The sequence below is a fragment of the Streptomyces sp. NPDC092045 genome (assembly GCF_044756005.1).
Lineage (GTDB): Bacteria > Actinomycetota > Actinomycetes > Streptomycetales > Streptomycetaceae > Streptomyces.
The window spans coordinates 137891-155752 of sequence record NZ_JBIVSC010000014.1 but is presented as its reverse complement, the minus strand read 5'-3'; the positions used below and the strand labels follow the sequence as shown (position 1 = coordinate 155752).

Below are 17862 nucleotides of genomic sequence, written 5' to 3'. Positions count from 1 at the left end.
CGCGCCGGGCCCCAACCGCTCCCGTGCCCCCTCAGCCGCCGTAGGCGCCGCTCGCCGTCAGGCGCAGCGCCGTGTCGATCAGCGGGACGTGGCTGAAGGCCTGCGGGAAGTTGCCCACCTGGCGCTGGAGCCTGGGGTCCCACTCCTCGGCGAGCAGGCCCAGGTCGTTGCGGAGCGCGAGCAGCTTCTCGAAGAGGGTGCGGGCCTCGTCGACCCGGCCGATCATCGCCAGGTCGTCGGCCAGCCAGAAGGAGCACGCCAGGAACGCGCCCTCGTCGCCCTCCAGGCCGTCGACGCCGGCCTCTTCGCCCGCCGTGGGGTAGCGCAGGACGAAGCCGTCCTCCGTGGACAGCTCCCGCTGGATCGCCTCGATCGTGCCGATGACCCGCTTGTCGTCCGGCGGCAGGAACCCCATCTGCGGGATCAGCAGCAGCGAGGCGTCCAGCTCCTTGGAGCCGTACGACTGCGTGAAGGTGTTCCGCTCCTTGTCGTAGCCCTTCTCGCACACGTCCCGGTGGATCTCGTCGCGCAGCTCGCGCCAGCGCTCCAGCGGGCCGTCGGCGTCCCCGGACTCGATGAGCTTGATCGTGCGGTCCACCGCCACCCAGGCCATCACCTTGGAGTGCACGAAGTGCCGGCGCGGGCCGCGGACCTCCCAGATGCCCTCGTCGGGCTGGTCCCAGTTCTTCTCCAGGTACTCGATCAGCTTCAGCTGGAGCAGGGAGGCGTAGTCGTTGCGGGACAGGCCCGTCATGTGCGCCAGGTGCAGGGCCTCGGTGACCTCGCCGTACACGTCCAGCTGGAGCTGGTTGGCGGCGCCGTTGCCGACCCGGACCGGGGTGGAGTTCTCGTACCCCGGCAGCCAGTCGAGCTCGGCCTCGCCCAGCTCGCGCTCGCCCGCGATGCCGTACATGATCTGGAGGTTCTCCGGGTCGCCCGCGACGGCGCGGAGCAGCCAGTCCCGCCAGGCGCGGGCCTCCTCGCGGTAGCCGGTGCGCAGCATCGAGGAGAGGGTGATCGCCGCGTCCCGCAGCCAGGTGTAGCGGTAGTCCCAGTTCCGCACGCCGCCGATCTCCTCGGGCAGCGAGGTGGTCGGGGCGGCGACGATCCCGCCGGTCGGCGCGTACGTCAGCGCCTTCAGGGTGATCAGGGAGCGGATCACGGCCTCCCGGTAGGGGCCGTGGTACGTGCAGTGGTCGACCCACTCGCGCCAGAACTCGGTGGTCGCCTCCAGGGCCCCCTCGGGGTCCGGCAGCGCCGGCTGCTCCTTGTGGGAGGGCTGCCAGGAGATCGTCAGGGCGACCCGCTCCCCGGGGCCGACGGTGAACTCCGAGTACGTGGTGAGGTCCTCGCCGTGGGTCTCGGCCCCGGTGTCCAGCCACACCGAGTCGGGCCCGGCGACCGCGACCGTGCGGTCGCCGACCTTGTGCACCCAGGGCACGATCCGGCCGTAGCTGAACCGCATCCGCAGCGCGGACCGCATCGGCACCCGGCCGGAGACGCCCTCGACGATCCGGATCAGCTGCGGCGCGCCGTCGCGCGGGGGCATGAAGTCGATCACCCGGACCGTGCCGCGCGGGGTGTCCCACTCGGACTCCAGGACCAGGGAGTCACCCCGGTAGCGGCGCCGGTCGGCCGGGGCCGGGTCGGCGTCCTCGGGACCCGCGGGGGCCACCCGCCAGAATCCGTGTTCCTCGGTGCCGAGGAGTCCCGCGAAGATCGCGTGGGAGTCGAAGCGGGGCAGGCAGAGCCAGTCCACGCTGCCGTCCCGGCAGACCAGGGCAGCGGTCTGCATGTCTCCGATGAGTGCGTAATCCTCGATGCGCCCGGCCACGTGCTTCACTCCAGTCGAACGGCCATGTCCGCCCCTCGGGGCGCTTGCTCCAGATGCCCGGCCGCATGTGCCGGCCGGGGTCCGAGTGTGTCAGCCGTCAGGGGGTCTGCGACAAGCCTCGGTCCGGGATGGGTCCCCGGGCGTTCGGCCCCGGGGGGACAGGCGGTGGCGTCGTCGGCCGGCCGGCTCGGCCGGCCATGTCCGAGCAGGATACGTCGCGCCCCGCCCCGCCCGTTGATCACACCAGTAACGTCGTTGCTCCAATCGGGTGAACGCCCCCTTTCCCGTTCCCCACCCCGGGCCGGCCGGACCCGGTCGCGTCGCCCTCCGTGAACACCCGGCTGCCGCGTGTGGCCGGAAGCGGTCTCCCCGGGTCGCTGATACCCTGGTACCCCGTGGACCGGTGGGAAACGGCGACAGCCGAGGACCCCGCAACCGCAGCGACGGCACCCCCCGATTCTTCCGGAGGGGACGCCGGTACGCACCTCCAGAACGCGACCACGGGAGCCCCCTCTTGGCGATGCCGCCCAACACCACGACGACCAAGCACATCTTCGTCACCGGGGGTGTCGCCTCCTCCCTCGGCAAGGGCCTGACCGCCTCCAGCCTGGGTGCGCTCCTCAAGGCGCGGGGCCTGCGGGTCACGATGCAGAAGCTCGACCCGTACCTGAACGTCGACCCCGGCACCATGAACCCGTTCCAGCACGGCGAGGTGTTCGTCACCAACGACGGCGCCGAGACCGACCTGGACATCGGCCACTACGAGCGCTTCCTCGACGTCGACCTCGACGGCTCGGCCAACGTCACCACCGGCCAGGTCTACTCGCAGGTCATCGCCAAGGAGCGGCGCGGCGAGTACCTGGGCGACACCGTGCAGGTCATCCCGCACATCACCAACGAGATCAAGTCCCGGATCCGCCGCATGGCGACCGACGACGTCGACGTGGTCATCACCGAGGTCGGCGGCACCGTCGGCGACATCGAGTCCCTGCCGTTCCTGGAGACCGTCCGCCAGGTCCGCCACGAGGTCGGCCGCGACAACGTCTTCGTCGTGCACATCTCGCTGCTGCCCTACATCGGCCCCTCCGGCGAGCTGAAGACCAAGCCGACCCAGCACTCGGTCGCCGCCCTGCGCAACATCGGCATCCAGCCCGACGCGATCGTGCTGCGCGCCGACCGCGACGTCCCCACCGCCATCAAGCGCAAGATCTCGCTGATGTGCGACGTCGACGAGGCCGCCGTGGTCGCCGCCATCGACGCCAAGTCGATCTACGACATCCCGAAGGTGCTGCACACCGAGGGCCTGGACGCCTACGTCGTCCGCAAGCTCGACCTGCCCTTCCGCGACGTGGACTGGACCGTCTGGGAGGACCTCCTGGACCGCGTCCACAACCCGGAGCACGAGGTCACCGTCGCGCTCGTCGGCAAGTACATCGACCTGCCCGACGCCTACCTCTCGGTCACCGAGGCCATGCGGGCCGGCGGCTTCGCCAACAAGGCCCGGGTCAAGGTCAAGTGGGTCACCTCCGACGACTGCAAGACCCCGGCCGGCGCCGAGAAGCAGCTCGGCGACGTCGACGCGATCCTCGTCCCCGGCGGCTTCGGCGACCGCGGCGTGAGCGGCAAGGTCGGCGCGATCCAGTACGCCCGCGAGCACAAGGTCCCGCTGCTCGGCATCTGCCTCGGCCTCCAGTGCATCGTCATCGAGGCCGCCCGGAACCTGGCCGACATCCCCGAGGCCAACTCCACCGAGTTCGACCCGGCCACCGCGCACCCCGTCGTCTCCACGATGGAGGAGCAGCTCGCGTACGTCGAGGGCGCCGGCGACCTGGGCGGAACGATGCGCCTGGGCCTCTACCCGGCGAAGCTCGCCGAGGGCTCGATCGTCCGCGAGGTCTACGGCGACGAGCCGTACGTCGAGGAGCGCCACCGCCACCGCTACGAGGTGAACAACGCCTACCGCGCGGAGCTGGAGAAGAAGGCCGGCCTGGTCTTCTCCGGCACCTCCCCGGACAACAAGCTCGTCGAGTACGTCGAGTACCCGCGCGAGATCCACCCCTACCTGGTCGCCACCCAGGCGCACCCGGAGCTCCGCTCCCGCCCGACCCGCCCGCACCCGCTCTTCGCCGGTCTGGTGAAGGCCGCGGTGGAGCGCAAGACGGGCAAGTAGGGCGCAGGCGTTAACGTTGCCGGGGTGCGGGCCCGTTCGGGTCCCGCACCCCGGTTTTCGTGTGTCCGCGCGGTGCGCGTGCCGCACGTGTTCGTCTACGGGAGGACGGCTGATGGAGTTGCAGGACACCCCGCAGGAGTGGCGGATCGCCGCGACGGCGACCCCCTTCCAGGGCAAGAAGACGGGCGTCCGCACGGACGACGTGGTCATGCCGGACGGCACGGTCGCGCGCCGCGACTACCAGGTCCACCCCGGCTCGGTGGCCGTCCTGGCCCTGGACGCGGAGGACCGGGTGCTGCTGGTCAAGCAGTACCGGCACCCGGTGCGGCACAAGCTCTGGGAGATCCCGGCCGGGCTGCTCGACGTGCCCGGTGAGAACCCGCTGCACGCCGTCCGGCGCGAGCTGTACGAGGAGGCGCACGTCAAGGCGGAGGACTGGCGGGTCCTGACCGACTTCTACACCTCCCCGGGCGGCAGCGACGAGGCCGTGCGGATCTTCCTCGCGCGGGACCTCTCGGAGGCGGAGGGCGAGCGCTTCGAGGTGGCCGACGAGGAGGCCGACATGGAGGTGGCGCGGGTGCCGCTCGCGGACCTCGTCCGGGGCGTCCTCGCGGGCGACCTGCACAACAACTGCCTGGTGACCGGCGTCCTGGCGCTGGCCGCCGCCCGCGCCGGCGACGGCCTCGACGCCCTCCGTCCGGCGGAGGCGCCCTGGCCGGCCCGCCCGTTCGAGGCGTAGGGCGCGTCCGGCGAACCGGGGCGCGTCCGGCCCCGGTCCGCCGGACGCGCCCCGGTTCCGGCGCCCGCTCCGCCGAGGGGAGCGGTCCGGTCGGAAGATCTGCTGATCCGATCGGGGGATGTGTCCGCCCTGCTCCGCCGGGTACGCGCCGTGCGCTGAACTACGCTCGGAAACGCCCGTGCGGAGCCCCTCCCGCGGGATCGGCTCGTGCGCAGGTGGACGGGAGCGTGGCCCGTGACGGATCAGGCGGTGGCGACAACCGGCAGCCGGCGGTTCTTCGGCCGCCAGCGCGAGTTGAAGGCCCTGCGCGCCGACATCGAACGGACCGGCCTCGACACCCTCACCGGCCGCAAGGCGCCCCGCGCCCGGGTCCTGCTCGTCGCCGGGAGGCCCGGCTCGGGACGCACCGCCCTCGCCGAGGAACTGGCCGCCGACATCGCCGACCGGTACCCCGACGGGATCTTCCGCGTCCGGCTGACCGACCCCGGCGGCGAGCCCGTCCCCACCGGCCGGGCCGCCCAGGAGCTGCTGGCCGCCCTCGGGGTCGCCGAGCCGCCCGGCGCCGCCGAGGACGAGCTGACCGAACTGGTCCGCGGCGCCTTCGCCGGGCGCCGGGCCGTCCTGGTCCTCGACGACGCCGTCGACGCCGAGCAGGCGGACCCGCTGATCCCCGACGAGCCCGGCACCCTGGTGATCGGGGTCGCCGGAGGCCCGCTCACCGGCATCCCCGACGTGCGGCCCTGCACCCTCGGCGGCCTCGACCCCAAGTCGGCCATCGAACTGCTCACCTCCTTCACCGGCTCCGTCCGCGTCACCGTCGACCCGCAGGCCGCCGAGACCCTGGTCGAGGAGTGCGGCGGACTGCCCGCCGCGGTCGTCCTCGCCGGCGGCTGGCTCTCCACCCACCCCAAGTCCTCCGTCGCCGACCTCGCCAAGCGGCTGCGCGGGCTCGGCGGCGACCCCCTCACCCGGGCCTTCCTGCTCGCCCACGAGGCACTGCCCGCCACCGCCTCCCGGATACTGCGGTTCCTGGTCCTCGCCCCGCTCGGCCGGGCCGACGCCCACACCGCCTCCGCCCTGGCCGGCTGCTCGGTCTCGGCCGCCGCCACCACGCTCGCCGACTTCGAGGCCCTGGGGCTCGTCCAGGCCCGCGAGGACGGGCAGTACGAGGTGCGCGCCCATCTCGTCCCCCTCCTCCGCGCGCAACTGGAGGAGCGCGACCGGCCCGCCGAGGTGCAGCTCGCCCGGGCCCGGATGCTGGAGCGGACCGTACGGCTCCTCCAGTCCTGCCGCGCGGTCACCGAGCCCGAGGGCTCGCCCGCCCGCAAGAAGCTGGCCGGGTTGCCGCGCGCCCTGCGCTTCCCGAACGCCGCCGCCGGGGCCGTCTGGCTGGACTCCCGGCGACCCGTCCTGCTGGCCTCCGCCCGCCTCGCCGTCGCCGACGGGGAGCTCGACACCCTGGCCCGCCGCCTGATCGCCTCCCTGGTCCGGGCGCTCACCGCGCACCGGGGCGCCGAGGCCGCCGCCCCCGAGCTGTACGGGCTGCACCGGCTCGTCCTGGACGTGGCCGAGCGGCGCGGACTGCACCGCGAGCGGGCCGCGGCCCTGCTCAACCTCGCCGACCTCGACGCCCGCACCGGCAGAACGAAGGAGGCTCTGCTGCGGTATCGGTCGGCCCTGGAGGCCGGACGCGCAGCAAATGACCCGTACGCGACCGGTCGGGCGATGGAATCCGTAGGGGGCTCCTATCAGGAGCTGGGGGACTGGCAGCGGGCCGGCGACTGGTACGGACGGGCGCTCGCCCAGCGCCTCGCCCGGGACGAGCGCGCCGACCAGGCCCGGCTGTACGCCCGCCTCGGCGCCGTGCAGACCTACGCGGGGCGGTACGGGGAGGCCCTGCGGAACTGGCGGGCCGCCGCCGCCGGCTACCGCCGGCTCTCCGATCTCCCGGGCTACGCGAGGGCGTTGAGCGAGGCGGCCCGGGTCCAGGAGTACGCCGGGCGGCCCGAGGAGTCCCTGCGGACCTGCGAGGAGGCCGTGGAGTGGGCCCGCCGGGCCGAGGACACCCGGCTCCAGGCGGCGCTCCGGCTGCGCCTCGCCGACACCCTCGACCGGCTCGGCGACCCGGCGGCGGCCCGTCTGCACCGGGCCGGAGCGGAGAGACTGCTGGAAACGGAACCATCTGCCTGCGAAATCCGCAGTGGGTCCGTCGAAGATTAGTACTTTGAAAGGCTAGACAGCGGGAACTCCTTCATTAGACTGGGTCCGCCGCGTTCGAACGCGGTCTGCCCCGGTGCGCCGTCATGCATCCGGGTATGTATCGCAGTGCGCCATTTATCCCTCCCTGATTCAAGGACCGTGATCGACGATGAAGGTCGGCATCCCCCGCGAGGTCAAGAACAACGAGTTCCGCGTGGCCATCACCCCCGCCGGTGTCCACGAGCTCGTCCGCCACGGCCACCAGGTCTTCGTCGAGCAGAACGCCGGTGTCGGCTCCTCGATCACGGACGCGGAGTACGTCGCCGCCGGCGCCGAGATCCTCCCCACCGCCGACGAGGTCTGGGCCACCGCCGACCTGCTGCTCAAGGTCAAGGAGCCGATCGCGGAGGAGTACCACCGCCTCCGCAAGGACCAGACCCTCTTCACCTACCTGCACCTCGCCGCCTCCCGCGAGTGCACCGACGCGCTGCTCGCCTCCGGCACCACCGCCATCGCGTACGAGACCGTCGAGACCGCCAACCGCGCGCTCCCGCTGCTCGCCCCGATGTCCGAGGTCGCGGGCCGCCTGGCCCCGCAGGTCGGCGCCTACCACCTGATGCGCTCGGCCGGCGGCCGCGGCGTCCTGCCCGGCGGCGTCCCCGGCACCCACGCCGGCAGGGCGGTCGTCATCGGCGGCGGCGTCTCCGGCTGGAACGCCACCCAGATCGCCGTCGGCATGGGCTTCCACGTGACCCTGCTCGACAAGGACATCAACAAGCTCCGCGAGGCCGACAAGATCTTCGGCACCAAGGTGCAGACGATCGTCTCCAACGCCTACGAGCTGGAGAAGGCCGTCGTCGAGGCCGACCTCGTCATCGGCGCCGTCCTCATTCCGGGCGCCAAGGCCCCGAAGCTGGTCACCAACGAGCTCGTCGCCAAGATGAAGCCCGGAAGTGTCCTTGTCGACATCGCGATCGACCAGGGCGGCTGCTTCGAGGACTCGCACCCGACCACCCACGCCGAGCCGACCTTCCGGGTTCACGACTCGGTCTTCTACTGCGTCGCCAACATGCCCGGCGCGGTCCCGAACACCTCCACCTACGCGCTCACCAACGCCACACTGCCCTACATCGTGTCGCTGGCGAACAACGGCTGGGCCGAGGCCCTGCGCCGCGACGCCGCCCTGGCCCTGGGCCTCAACACCCATGACGGCAAGGTGGTTTACAAGGAGGTCGCCGAGGCGCACGGCCTTCCGCACGCCGAGCTGACCAGCCTCCTGGGCTGACCCCCGCGGCACCGCCGTCAACGCGCGCCGTCAATACCACGCACCCGGCCGGACCTTGTCGACAAGGTCCGGCCGGCTGTGTCTCCGGCCACGCCGAAACGTTCGGGCAACTCGCGGCGAACGTAAGTCTTTAACCGTTTCGCACACCCCGGAAACGTACGGATGCGTGCCCGCGCGCCCTTGACAGAGACGTGTTCGGTTGCCGACACATCGGGCCGGGTCCGGCGGATTGTGTTGCTGCGGACCGGTGACACGCCATAGAGTCGCCAACCGTCGGCATGGTGCCACGCTGACCTATCGATAAATGTTCCCGGTCACACTCAAGGAGGTAAGACGACTTGTGAATGAGTCGACATTTACTCCCGGGAGTGGTGCGCCGGGAGCTCCGATCGGCTCCGTCGCGGTGCGGACCTTCGCGACGCACCAGCCCGTGACGACAGCCCACACGATGAAGACGATGGACGGCCTACACGTGAACGCCACGGCCGGCAACGAGATGGGCCGAGAGTCCACCCACTTCGCCGCCTACGACGAGGTGCCCGAGGGGCACTTCTACGACCCCGACGCCGAGTACGAGCCCGATCCGGAGTACGCGGCCACCCTCGCGCCCGACGCTGCCCGCCAGCGCCGCGAGCGGGTCGGCCCCACCGGACGGCCCCTGCCGTACTTCCCGATCCCGGGTCCGCTGACCGACCACGGACCCGCGAAGATCATCGCGATGTGCAACCAGAAGGGCGGCGTCGGCAAGACCACGTCGACCATCAACCTGGGCGCCGCGCTCGCCGAGTACGGACGGCGGGTCCTGCTCGTCGACTTCGACCCGCAGGGAGCCCTGTCGGTCGGCCTCGGCGTGAACCCGATGGAGCTCGACCTCACCGTCTACAACCTGCTCATGGAGCGGGGCATGTCGGCGGACGAGGTCCTCCTGAAGACCGCCGTGCCCAACATGGACCTGCTGCCGAGCAACATCGACCTCTCGGCCGCCGAAGTCCAGCTCGTCAGCGAGGTCGCGCGCGAGTCCACGCTCCAGCGCGCCCTGAAGCCGCTGATGAACGACTACGACTACATCGTGATCGACTGTCAGCCCTCGCTCGGCCTGCTGACCGTGAACGCCCTGACGGCCGCTCACAAGGTCATCGTGCCGCTGGAGTGCGAGTTCTTCGCGCTGCGCGGCGTCGCCCTGCTGACCGAGACCATCGAGAAGGTGCAGGAGCGGCTCAACCCCGAGCTGGAGCTCGACGGCATCCTCGCCACGATGTACGACTCCCGGACCGTGCACAGCCGCGAGGTGCTCGCGCGCGTCGTCGAGGCCTTCGACGACCACGTGTACCACACGGTCATCGGGCGGACCGTGCGCTTCCCGGAGACCACGGTCGCCGGCGAGCCCATCACCACGTACGCCTCCAACTCCGTGGGCGCCGCCGCCTACCGCCAGCTCGCCAGGGAGGTGCTCGCCCGGTGTCACGCCGAGTGAGTCTGCCCGGCGCCGACGAACTCTTCCGTACGACCGGGGGCACGGCGCTCCAGGCGTCCTCACCCCGCCGGGCCGTCCCGGCACCGGCGGGTGAGAGCGACCCGGCGGCGGCCGAGGGCTCCGCGGAGCACGCGGCGGCGGACTCCGAGGCCGCGGAACCGCGCGCCCGGACGTCCCCCGAGACCGAGAAGGCGGCTCCGGCCGCCGCCCCCGCCCAGGCCGCCGCGTCCCGGCGGCGCGGCGGCGGGCGCACCGCGAGCCGGCGGCCCAGCGGCCGCGAGCGCCACGACGAGAAGATCACGGTCTACGTCTCCGCCGAGGAGCTGATGGACCTGGAGCACGCCCGGCTCGTGCTGCGCGGCGAGCACGGCCTCGCCGTCGACCGGGGCCGGATCGTCCGGGAGGCCGTCGCGGTCGTCCTGGCGGACCTGGAGTCCCGCGGCGACGCGAGCATCCTCGTCCGCCGTCTGCGCGGCCGCTGACGATAGCCTGCGGGCTGCCGCGCTCCCCGCTCCCCCCTGGACCCCCATGCACCACGCCCCCGACTCCGCCCCCGACGAAACGTCCCGCCCGCCGCGCCGCGCCCTGGGGCGCGGAGGGAGCGCGGGACCCCCGCGGGGGCCGGAGCCGGGCGAGCCGGGCCCGGAGGCCCCCGAAGCCCCCGAGAGGCCCGTAGGGGCCGCGTCCGGGACCCCCGGGGCCCCCGGAGCCCTCGCGGCCCTCGCCGCGGCCTCCGCGCCGCCCGAGCGGGCTGCGGCCGGGGCCGTATGGGCCGGGGCGGACGAGGAGGGCGGCGAGCGGACCGGGCCCGCGCCCGTGCCCGTGCCCGGTGGGACCGTACGGACGTGCGGCGGTGCCGAGCAGGCCTCCGGCGGGCCCGCGCCCGCGCCCGTGCCCGTGCCCGTGCCCGGTGGGACCGTACGGACGCGTGACGGAGCCGGGCGTACCCCCGACGAACCCGAGCAGACGCCCGGCGGGCCCGATCGGGCCCCTGACGGGCCGGACCGGGCCCCTGACGGGCCCGAGCAGCAGCCCGTCGGCGCCGACGGGCGGTTCACCGTGCGGCTCTCGAACTTCGAGGGGCCCTTCGACCTGCTGCTCCAGCTCATCACCAGGCACAAGCTCGACGTCACCGAGGTCGCGCTCTCCCGGGTCACCGACGAGTTCATGGCCCACCTGCGCGCCCTCGGGCCCGACGGGGACCTCGACCAGACCACCGAGTTCCTCGTGGTCGCCGCCACCCTGCTGGACCTCAAGACCGCCCGGCTGCTGCCCGTCGCCGAGGTGGAGGACGAGGCCGACCTCGCCCTCCTGGAGGCCCGCGACCTGCTCTTCGCCCGGCTCCTCCAGTACCGCGCGTACAAGCGGATCGCGGCGATCTTCGAGGAGCGCTGGGAGAGCGAGGGCCGTCGCCACCCCCGTACCGTCGGGCTCGAACCGCACCACGCCGAGCTGCTCCCCGAGGTGATCATCTCCGTCGGTGCCGAGGGCTTCGCGAAGCTGGCCGTCAGGGCCATGCAGCCCAGGGCCGAGCCGCAGGTGTACGTCGAGCACATCCACGCCCCCCTCGTCAGCGTCCGCGAGCAGGCCGCCGTGGTCGCCGCCCTGCTGCGCGAGCGCGGCACGGCGGCCTTCCGGGAGCTGATCGAGGACGCCGGCGACACCCTCACCGTCGTCGCCCGCTTCCTCGCCCTCCTGGAGCTCTACCGGGAGCGGGCCGTCGCCCTCGACCAGGAGACCGCCCTGGGCGACCTCACGGTCTCCTGGACCGGCGGGGACGGGGAGGCGGCGGTCACCGACGAGTTCGACCAGGAACCCGGACAGGAAACGGAGGCCCGCGCGTGAGCGCCCCCGACGCCGACACCGACCTCAAGCCCTCCCTCGAAGCCGTCCTCATGGTCGTCGACGAGCCCGCCACCGAGGCCCACCTCGCCAAGGTCCTCGACCGCGCCCCCCGGGAGGTCGCCGACGCCCTGCGCGAGCTGGCCGGCGAGTACACCGCCCAGGGCCGCGGCTTCGAGCTGCGCCAGGTCGCCGGCGGCTGGCGCTACTACACCCGCCCCGCGTACGCCCCGGCCGTCGAGGCCTTCGTCCTGGAGGGCCAGCAGGCCCGGCTCACCCAGGCGGCCCTGGAGACCCTCGCGGTCGTCGCGTACCGCCAGCCGGTCAGCCGTTCCCGCGTCTCGGCGGTCCGCGGGGTCAACTGCGACGGCGTGATGCGGACCCTCCTCCAGCGGGGTCTGGTGGAGGAGGCGGGCGCGGAACCCGAAACAGGTGCGATCCTGTACAGGACGACGAACTACTTCCTGGAACGGATGGGCCTGCGCGGCCTGGACGAACTCCCCGAGCTCGCCCCCTTCCTCCCCGAGGCGGAGGCGGTCGAGCCGGACTCCCTCGAAGGCGTCCCGTCGTTCGAACCCGACGCAGACGTAGACGACAAGACGGAACTTTGATGCGAAGCAGCAGCGGCAGGAACAGCAGCGGAAACAACGGCGGGAGCCGTGGTGGCAACAGCGGCGGCCGCGGCGGCAGCAGCGGTGGCGGCCGTGGCGGCAGCGGCGCCGGCGGTGGCGGCGGCTACCGGGGCTCCGGCGGCGGCGGTGGCGGCCGTGGCGGCAGCGGCTCCGGAGGCGGCGGTCACCGCGGCGGTGGCGGCGGCTACCAGGGCGGCGGCTACCAGGGCGGCGGCGGCCGTGACGACCAGAAGCGTCCCGGTAACCCGCGCCGGCCTCGCCCCGAGGAGCGCTCCTACGACGTGAGCCCGCCCGCCGAGGCCCCGAAGAAGGGCCGCGGCTCCGCGGCCCGCGGCGGCGCCAAGGGCGGTCCCAAGGCCCCGCAGGGCGGCGTCCCGCCCCGTCGCGGTCCGCACGGCCAGCGGCAGGCCCCGGCCCGCTCGCGCGAGCTCGACGCCAGGATCGAGCAGCGCAACCGGGACCGGTACGAGAACCGGCCCGAGATCAAGACCCCCAAGACCTTCCCCGGCGCCGAGCAGGAGGGCGAGCGGCTGCAGAAGGTCCTCGCCCGCGCCGGCATGGGCTCGCGCCGCGCCTGCGAGGAGCTCATCGAGCAGGCCCGCGTCGAGGTCAACGGCGAGATCGTCCTGGAGCAGGGCAAGCGCGTCGACCCGGAGAAGGACGAGATCAAGGTGGACGGCCTGACCGTCGCCACCCAGTCGCACCTGTTCTTCGCGCTGAACAAGCCTGCCGGCGTCGTCTCCACCATGGAGGACCCGGACGGCCGCCAGTGCCTCGGCGACTACGTCACCAACCGCGAGACCCGGCTCTTCCACGTCGGCCGGCTCGACACGGAGACCGAGGGCATCATCCTGCTCACCAACCACGGCGAGCTGGCCCACCGCCTCACGCACCCGAAGTACGGCGTGAAGAAGACCTACCTGGCCGCCATCACCGGCCCGCTGCCCCGCGAGGTCGGCCGGCGGCTCAAGGACGGCATCCAGCTGGAGGACGGCTACGCCCGCGCCGACCACTTCCGCGTGGTCGAGCAGACCGGCAAGAACTACCTGGTCGAGGTCACCCTGCACGAGGGCCGCAAGCACATCGTGCGCCGGATGCTGGCCGAGGCGGGCTTCCCGGTCGAGAAGCTGGTCCGCACCGCCTTCGGCCCGATCGCCCTGGGCGACCAGAAGTCGGGCTGGCTGCGCCGCCTGACCAACACGGAGGTCGGCATGCTGATGAAGGAAGTCGGCATGTAAGGCCGCCGGGGCGTCCGTACGAAGGGGCCCGTGACCGTTCCGGCGGTCACGGGCCCCTTCGCGTCCGCGCCCGGCCCTTTCCGCGTCCGCCCCTTCGCGTCCCCGGCGGACCCGTCCGCGTCCGCGCCCGCCCCTCCGCGCCCGCCCCCGTCCTTCCGCGCCCGCCCCCGCCCTTCCGGGTCCGCGCCCGGCCCTTGTGGGCGCGGACCGCCACCCTTTATAGTCAGGATGACTCTTAAGGAGGCGGGCGTGAGCCTCGCGACTTTGCTCGAACCCCTGCGGCAGCCGCTCCTCACCGTCCTGGACACCCCGGTCAGCTGGACCGAGGTCCTGGGCTTCGGCAGCGGAGCGCTCTGCGTCTGGCTGGTGGCCCGCCAGCACGTGGCCAACTGGCCGATCGGCATCGCCAACAACCTCTTCTTCGTCCTGCTCTTCACGCAGGCGGGGCTCTACGCCGACGCCGGCCTCCAGATCGTCTTCATCACCCTCGCCGCGTACGGCTGGTGGACCTGGACCCACGGGGGTGGACCGGGCTCCGACACCCTTCCGGTGCGCCGCACCACGCGCGCCGAATGGACGTGGCTGCTCGCGGCGGGGGTGGTGGGGACCCTCGGACTCACCCTGCTGCTCGACCGGGCCACCGACTCGACCGTCCCCTTCTGGGACGCCCTGACCACCGCGCTCTCCCTCATGGCCACCTACGGCCAGTGCCGGAAGCGCCTGGAGTCCTGGTGGCTCTGGATCGCCGCCGACGTCGTCTACGTGCCGCTGTACGCGCACAAGGGCCTGTACCTGACCTCCCTGCTGTACGTCGGCTTCATGGCGCTCTGCGTCCTCGGCCTGCGCGGCTGGACCCGGGACCTCGCGGGGACCCGGCGACCGGTGGGGGCGACGGCGTGAAGCGCTACGGGCACGGCCTCGTCCTCGGCAAGTTCTATCCGCCGCACGCCGGCCACCACCACCTCGTCCGCACCGCCCTCGACCGCTGCGAGCGCCTCACCGTCCTCGTCTGCGCCTCCTCCGTCGAGTCCGTCCCCCTGGAGGACCGCGTCGCCTGGATGCGCGAGGTCCACCCCGACGCCCTGGTCGTCGGCGCCGTCGACGACCACCCCGTCGACCTCCACGACCCCGACGCGTGGGAGGCCCACATGCGCGTCTTCCGGGCCGCCGTGCCCGAACGCGTCGACGCCGTCTTCACCTCGGAGCCGTACGGGGAGGAGCTCGGCCGCCGCTTCGGCGCCGACTCCGTCCTCGTCGACCCCGACCGCGTCCGCTTCCCCGTCTCCGGCACCGCCGTCCGCGCGGACCCCGCCGGCCGCTGGGACTTCCTGGAGGCCCCCGTACGGGCCGCGCTCACCCGCCGGGTCGTCGTCCTCGGCGCCGAGTCCACCGGCACCACCACCATGGCCCTCGCCCTCGCCGACCACTACCGGCGGCGCGGCGGCGTCTGGGCCCGCACCCGGTACGTGCCGGAGTACGGGCGCGCGTACAGCGAGCTCAAGCTCGCCGAGCTGAGGGCCGAACGCCCCGGCGCCACCTGGTCCGACGTCGTCTTCCGCTCCTCCGACTTCCCCGTCATCGCCCAGCGCCAGGCCGAACTGGAGGAGGAGGCCGCCCGCGACGGCTCGCCCGTCCTCTTCTGCGACACCGACGCCTTCGCCACCACCATCTGGCACGAGCGGTACATGGGCACCACCAGCCCCGACACCGGCGAGATCGCCGCCCGCGGCCGGCAGCACCTCTGGCTCCTCACCGACCACCGGGGCGTCGACTTCGAGGACGACGGACTGCGCGACGGGGAGCACCTGCGGCCCTGGATGACCGCCCGCTTCCTCACCCGGCTCGCGCACTCCGGCCGCCGCACGGTCGTCCTCACCGGCCCGCACGAGGAACGGCTCGCCACCGCCGTCGCCGCCGTGGACGCGCTGCTCGCCGAGGGCCCCCGCCTCACCGACCCCCTGCCGGAGCGCCGATGACCGCCCACCGGGCCCCCGAGGGCTACGACCCTCACGCCTTCGAGCCGTTCGCCGTCACCGTCGACCTCGCCGTCCTCACGGTCCGCGAGGAACGCCTCCACGTCCTCCTCGTCGAGCGCGCCCGGGAGCCGTACGCCGGGTCCTGGGCGCTGCCCGGCGGCTTCGTGCTGCCCCGCGAGTCCGCCGAGTCCGCCGCCCGCCGCGAACTCGCCGAGGAGACCGGGCTCTCCGGGACCACCGTCGCCGGGCTCCACCTCGAACAGCTCCGCACCTACACCGAGCCGGACCGCGATCCGCGGATGCGGGTCGTCTCCGTCGCCTTCACCGCGCTCGTACCCGACCCGCCCGAGCCGCGCGGCGGCGGGGACGCGGCGCAGGCACGGTGGATCCCCTACGGGACGCACGGGCCGCTCGCCTTCGACCACGACCGGATCCTCGCCGACGCCCACGAACGGGTCGGCGCCAAGCTCGAGTACACCTGCCTCGCCACGGCCTTCTGCCCTCCCGAGTTCACCCTCGGCGAGCTGCGGCAGGTCTACGAGACGGTCTGGGGCGTCGAACTCGACCGCCCCAACTTCCGGCGCAAGGTCCTCGCCACGCCCGGCTTCGTCCGGGCCGTGGAGGGACCGCCGCGCCTCACCGGCGGACGGGGGAAACCGGCCGCCCTCTACCGGGCGGGCGGGACCACGGCCCTCCATCCGCCCCTCCTGCGACCGGAAGGACGCTCCTCGTGAACCACGCACACACCGCCGTCAAGCGGGCCGCGACCGGATCCCTGATCGGACTCGCGCTCGGCGACGCGCTGGGACTCCCCACCGAGTTCATCGACGTGCCGCGCATCATCAGCTGGTACGGCCCGTGGCGGGAGCTGGAGCTGCCGGGCAACGGCCGCGTCACCGACGACACCCAGATGGCCCTCGCCTTCGCCCGGGGCATCCGCACGGCCATGGACCGGGGCGTCCTCGCTCCGGGACGCCTCGCCCGGCCGGTGCGCGAGGAGTTCGTCGACTGGTACCGGTCGCCGGAGAACAACCGCGCCCCCGGCCGCACCTGCATGGTCGCCTGCCAACTGCTGACGACCGACGTGCCCTGGCAGGACGCCAGCCAGATCCACTCCAAGGGCTGCGGCGCCAACATGCGGGTCGCGCCGATCGGGCTCGTCCCCGGCCTGAGCGACGAGCAGCGGGCGGGTGCCGCGCAGCTCCAGTCGGCGCTGACCCACGGCCACCCCACCGCGCTCGCCGCCTCCGACCTGACGGCCCGCGCCGTGCACCTGCTCGCGCGGGGCGTGGACCCGGCCGGGCTCGTCGGACAGCTCCGCTCGTACGCGTACGAGAACCGCTCCCGCTACCAGGAGGAGTGGCTCGGCGACCTGTGGACCCGCTCCCAGGACCCCTCCGCCCGGCACTTCACGGAGCGCGGCTGGGACGAGTGCCTGGCCGTCCTGGAGCGCCTGGACGCCGTCCAGCGCACGGCCGACCCGGAGCTCGACCCCTGCGCGTACACCGGCGACGGCTGGATCGCGGAGGAGGCCCTCGCGACCGGGCTCCTCTGCTTCCTCCTCTTCCCCGGCGAGCCCCTCGCCGCCCTGCGCCGGGCCGCCTGCACCCGCGGCGACTCCGACTCGATCGCCGCCCTCGCGGGCGCCTTCGCCGGCGCCCACCTCGGCGCGGACGCCTGGCCCGACGCATGGGCGGACCGCGTCGAGTACCGGAGCGACCTGATCTCCTTCGGTGCCCTCTGGGACGCCTGAGCCACGGCGCCCGTCCCGGACACGCCCTAGGACGCGCTCGGCACCGACGCCCGGCGGGCGCGGATCAGGAAGGCCTCCACGCGCGCGTGGTCCGGCTCGGGGGGCAGCGGGGAGGTGTCGTGGGCGCGGTCGGCCTCCTCCCGGAGGCGGTTCATCCAGGACTCGACCTCCGGCCAGGGCACCTCGCCGCGCTTGACCGCGAGGAGGCGGTCGCGGTCCCCGCCGACGTCGACGCGCAGCTCGCCCGTGCGCAGCAGGTCGCGGCAGCTCGCCAGGAGCCGCAGCAGGTGCATGGCGTGCTTCCAGCGCGGATGCCCGTACTGGCGCACGTCCGCGTCCAGCCTGCGGCGCTGGCCGTCCGCGTACCGCACGAACGTCCCGTGGGCCTGCCGGGAGAGGAAGGCGCCGCGCAGGGAGACCAGCTCGCGGCCGAGGTCGTCGGCGTACTCGACGACGGGGGAGTGGAGGCACTCCAGGACGTTCGGGTTGTTGCGCAGGGCCAGCTCGCAGAAGCGTTCCAGCTCCCAGCTGAACTGCTCCTCGCGCGGCCCCTCCACGTGTGCCGGGGGCTTGTCGAAGCGCCAGAAGAGCGGCGTCGGCGCCAGGTAGACGCCCCGCACGTCCGTGTCGCTGCCCTCGGTCGCCAGACCGAAGGCGCGCGAGCCCACCACACAGGAGTAGATCGTGTGCTCGCGCACCAGCTCGTCCGGAGTCATGCCC

15 protein-coding genes are annotated in these 17862 nt (G+C 73.3%); 13 read left to right on the top strand and 2 right to left on the bottom strand.

Annotated features, from left to right (window positions below; all coding sequences use genetic code 11):
* Nucleotides 1-31: 31 nt before the first annotated feature.
* The gene (locus ACIQKA_RS26000) at nucleotides 32-1834 is read right to left on the bottom strand and encodes a glycoside hydrolase family 15 protein (protein WP_383159118.1); all 1803 of its coding nucleotides are present in this window, start codon (nucleotides 1832-1834) and stop codon (nucleotides 32-34) included.
* 520 nt (nucleotides 1835-2354) lie between these two features.
* On the opposite strand from ACIQKA_RS26000, the gene ACIQKA_RS25995 reads away from it, so the two are divergent.
* The 13 genes from ACIQKA_RS25995 (at nucleotide 2355) to ACIQKA_RS25935 (ending at nucleotide 17142) form a co-directional block, all read left to right on the top strand.
* Nucleotides 2355-4004: a CTP synthase gene (locus tag ACIQKA_RS25995; protein WP_351971411.1), complete on the top strand. Its 1650-nt coding sequence runs from the start codon at nucleotides 2355-2357 to the stop codon at nucleotides 4002-4004.
* 112 nt (nucleotides 4005-4116) lie between these two features.
* A complete protein-coding gene (locus ACIQKA_RS25990; protein ID WP_383159120.1) occupies nucleotides 4117-4743 on the top strand; it encodes an NUDIX domain-containing protein in 627 nt (208 codons plus the stop codon).
* Nucleotides 4744-4977: 234 nt separating this feature from the next.
* Nucleotides 4978-6963, top strand: a complete 1986-nt coding sequence (locus ACIQKA_RS25985) for an NB-ARC domain-containing protein (protein WP_383153015.1) — start codon at nucleotides 4978-4980, stop codon at nucleotides 6961-6963.
* Between the two features lie 148 nt (nucleotides 6964-7111).
* Nucleotides 7112-8227: an alanine dehydrogenase gene (gene ald, locus ACIQKA_RS25980; RefSeq protein WP_383434772.1), complete on the top strand. Its 1116-nt coding sequence runs from the start codon at nucleotides 7112-7114 to the stop codon at nucleotides 8225-8227.
* Nucleotides 8228-8675: 448 nt separating this feature from the next.
* Nucleotides 8676-9701: a ParA family protein gene (locus ACIQKA_RS25975; RefSeq protein WP_366377801.1), complete on the top strand. Its 1026-nt coding sequence runs from the start codon at nucleotides 8676-8678 to the stop codon at nucleotides 9699-9701.
* Nucleotides 9698-10183 carry a hypothetical protein gene (locus tag ACIQKA_RS25970; protein WP_383153128.1) on the top strand — a complete coding sequence of 162 codons (486 nt, stop codon included), beginning with the start codon at nucleotides 9698-9700 and terminating at the stop codon, nucleotides 10181-10183. Before ACIQKA_RS25975 ends, ACIQKA_RS25970 begins: the two co-directional genes overlap by 4 nt.
* 577 nt (nucleotides 10184-10760) lie before the next feature.
* Complete coding sequence (locus ACIQKA_RS25965) at nucleotides 10761-11546, top strand: segregation and condensation protein A (RefSeq protein ID WP_383219504.1); 786 nt, start codon at nucleotides 10761-10763, stop codon at nucleotides 11544-11546.
* A 50-nt stretch (nucleotides 11547-11596) separates the two neighbouring features.
* A complete protein-coding gene (scpB, locus tag ACIQKA_RS25960) occupies nucleotides 11597-12154 on the top strand; it encodes an SMC-Scp complex subunit ScpB (protein WP_386366353.1) in 558 nt (185 codons plus the stop codon).
* Entirely contained in the window at nucleotides 12154-13413 is a 1260-nt protein-coding gene (locus ACIQKA_RS25955) for a pseudouridine synthase (RefSeq protein WP_383153023.1), read from the top strand. Before scpB ends, ACIQKA_RS25955 begins: the two co-directional genes overlap by 1 nt.
* 249 nt (nucleotides 13414-13662) lie before the next feature.
* The gene (pnuC, locus tag ACIQKA_RS25950) at nucleotides 13663-14313 is read left to right on the top strand and encodes a nicotinamide riboside transporter PnuC (protein ID WP_383153025.1); all 651 of its coding nucleotides are present in this window, start codon (nucleotides 13663-13665) and stop codon (nucleotides 14311-14313) included.
* Complete coding sequence (locus ACIQKA_RS25945) at nucleotides 14310-15389, top strand: AAA family ATPase (protein WP_383444934.1); 1080 nt, start codon at nucleotides 14310-14312, stop codon at nucleotides 15387-15389. The genes pnuC and ACIQKA_RS25945 overlap by 4 nt, the downstream gene beginning before the upstream one ends.
* A complete protein-coding gene (locus ACIQKA_RS25940; protein WP_383434762.1) occupies nucleotides 15386-16123 on the top strand; it encodes an NUDIX domain-containing protein in 738 nt (245 codons plus the stop codon). The genes ACIQKA_RS25945 and ACIQKA_RS25940 overlap by 4 nt, the downstream gene beginning before the upstream one ends.
* Nucleotides 16120-17142, top strand: coding sequence for an ADP-ribosylglycohydrolase family protein (locus tag ACIQKA_RS25935; protein ID WP_383153031.1), 1023 nt, complete (start codon nucleotides 16120-16122; stop codon nucleotides 17140-17142). The genes ACIQKA_RS25940 and ACIQKA_RS25935 overlap by 4 nt, the downstream gene beginning before the upstream one ends.
* Nucleotides 17143-17168: 26 nt before the next feature.
* On the opposite strand, the gene ACIQKA_RS25930 is transcribed toward ACIQKA_RS25935, so the two are convergent.
* The gene (locus ACIQKA_RS25930; RefSeq protein WP_383153033.1) at nucleotides 17169-17858 is read right to left on the bottom strand and encodes a DNA polymerase beta superfamily protein; all 690 of its coding nucleotides are present in this window, start codon (nucleotides 17856-17858) and stop codon (nucleotides 17169-17171) included.
* Between the last annotated feature and the right edge of the window lie 4 nt (nucleotides 17859-17862).

Coding starts and splice junctions, on each gene's coding strand:
- ald (WP_383434772.1), top strand. CDS start 7,112: ATGAAGGTCGGCATCCCCCGCGAGGTCAAGAACAACGAGTTCCGCGTG.
- ACIQKA_RS25955 (WP_383153023.1), top strand. CDS start 12,154: ATGCGAAGCAGCAGCGGCAGGAACAGCAGCGGAAACAACGGCGGGAGC.
- ACIQKA_RS25990 (WP_383159120.1), top strand. CDS start 4,117: ATGGAGTTGCAGGACACCCCGCAGGAGTGGCGGATCGCCGCGACGGCG.
- scpB (WP_386366353.1), top strand. CDS start 11,597: ATGGTCGTCGACGAGCCCGCCACCGAGGCCCACCTCGCCAAGGTCCTC.
- ACIQKA_RS25930 (WP_383153033.1), bottom strand. CDS start 17,858: ATGACTCCGGACGAGCTGGTGCGCGAGCACACGATCTACTCCTGTGTG.
- ACIQKA_RS25975 (WP_366377801.1), top strand. CDS start 8,676: ATGAAGACGATGGACGGCCTACACGTGAACGCCACGGCCGGCAACGAG.
- ACIQKA_RS25995 (WP_351971411.1), top strand. CDS start 2,355: ATGCCGCCCAACACCACGACGACCAAGCACATCTTCGTCACCGGGGGT.
- ACIQKA_RS25940 (WP_383434762.1), top strand. CDS start 15,386: ATGACCGCCCACCGGGCCCCCGAGGGCTACGACCCTCACGCCTTCGAG.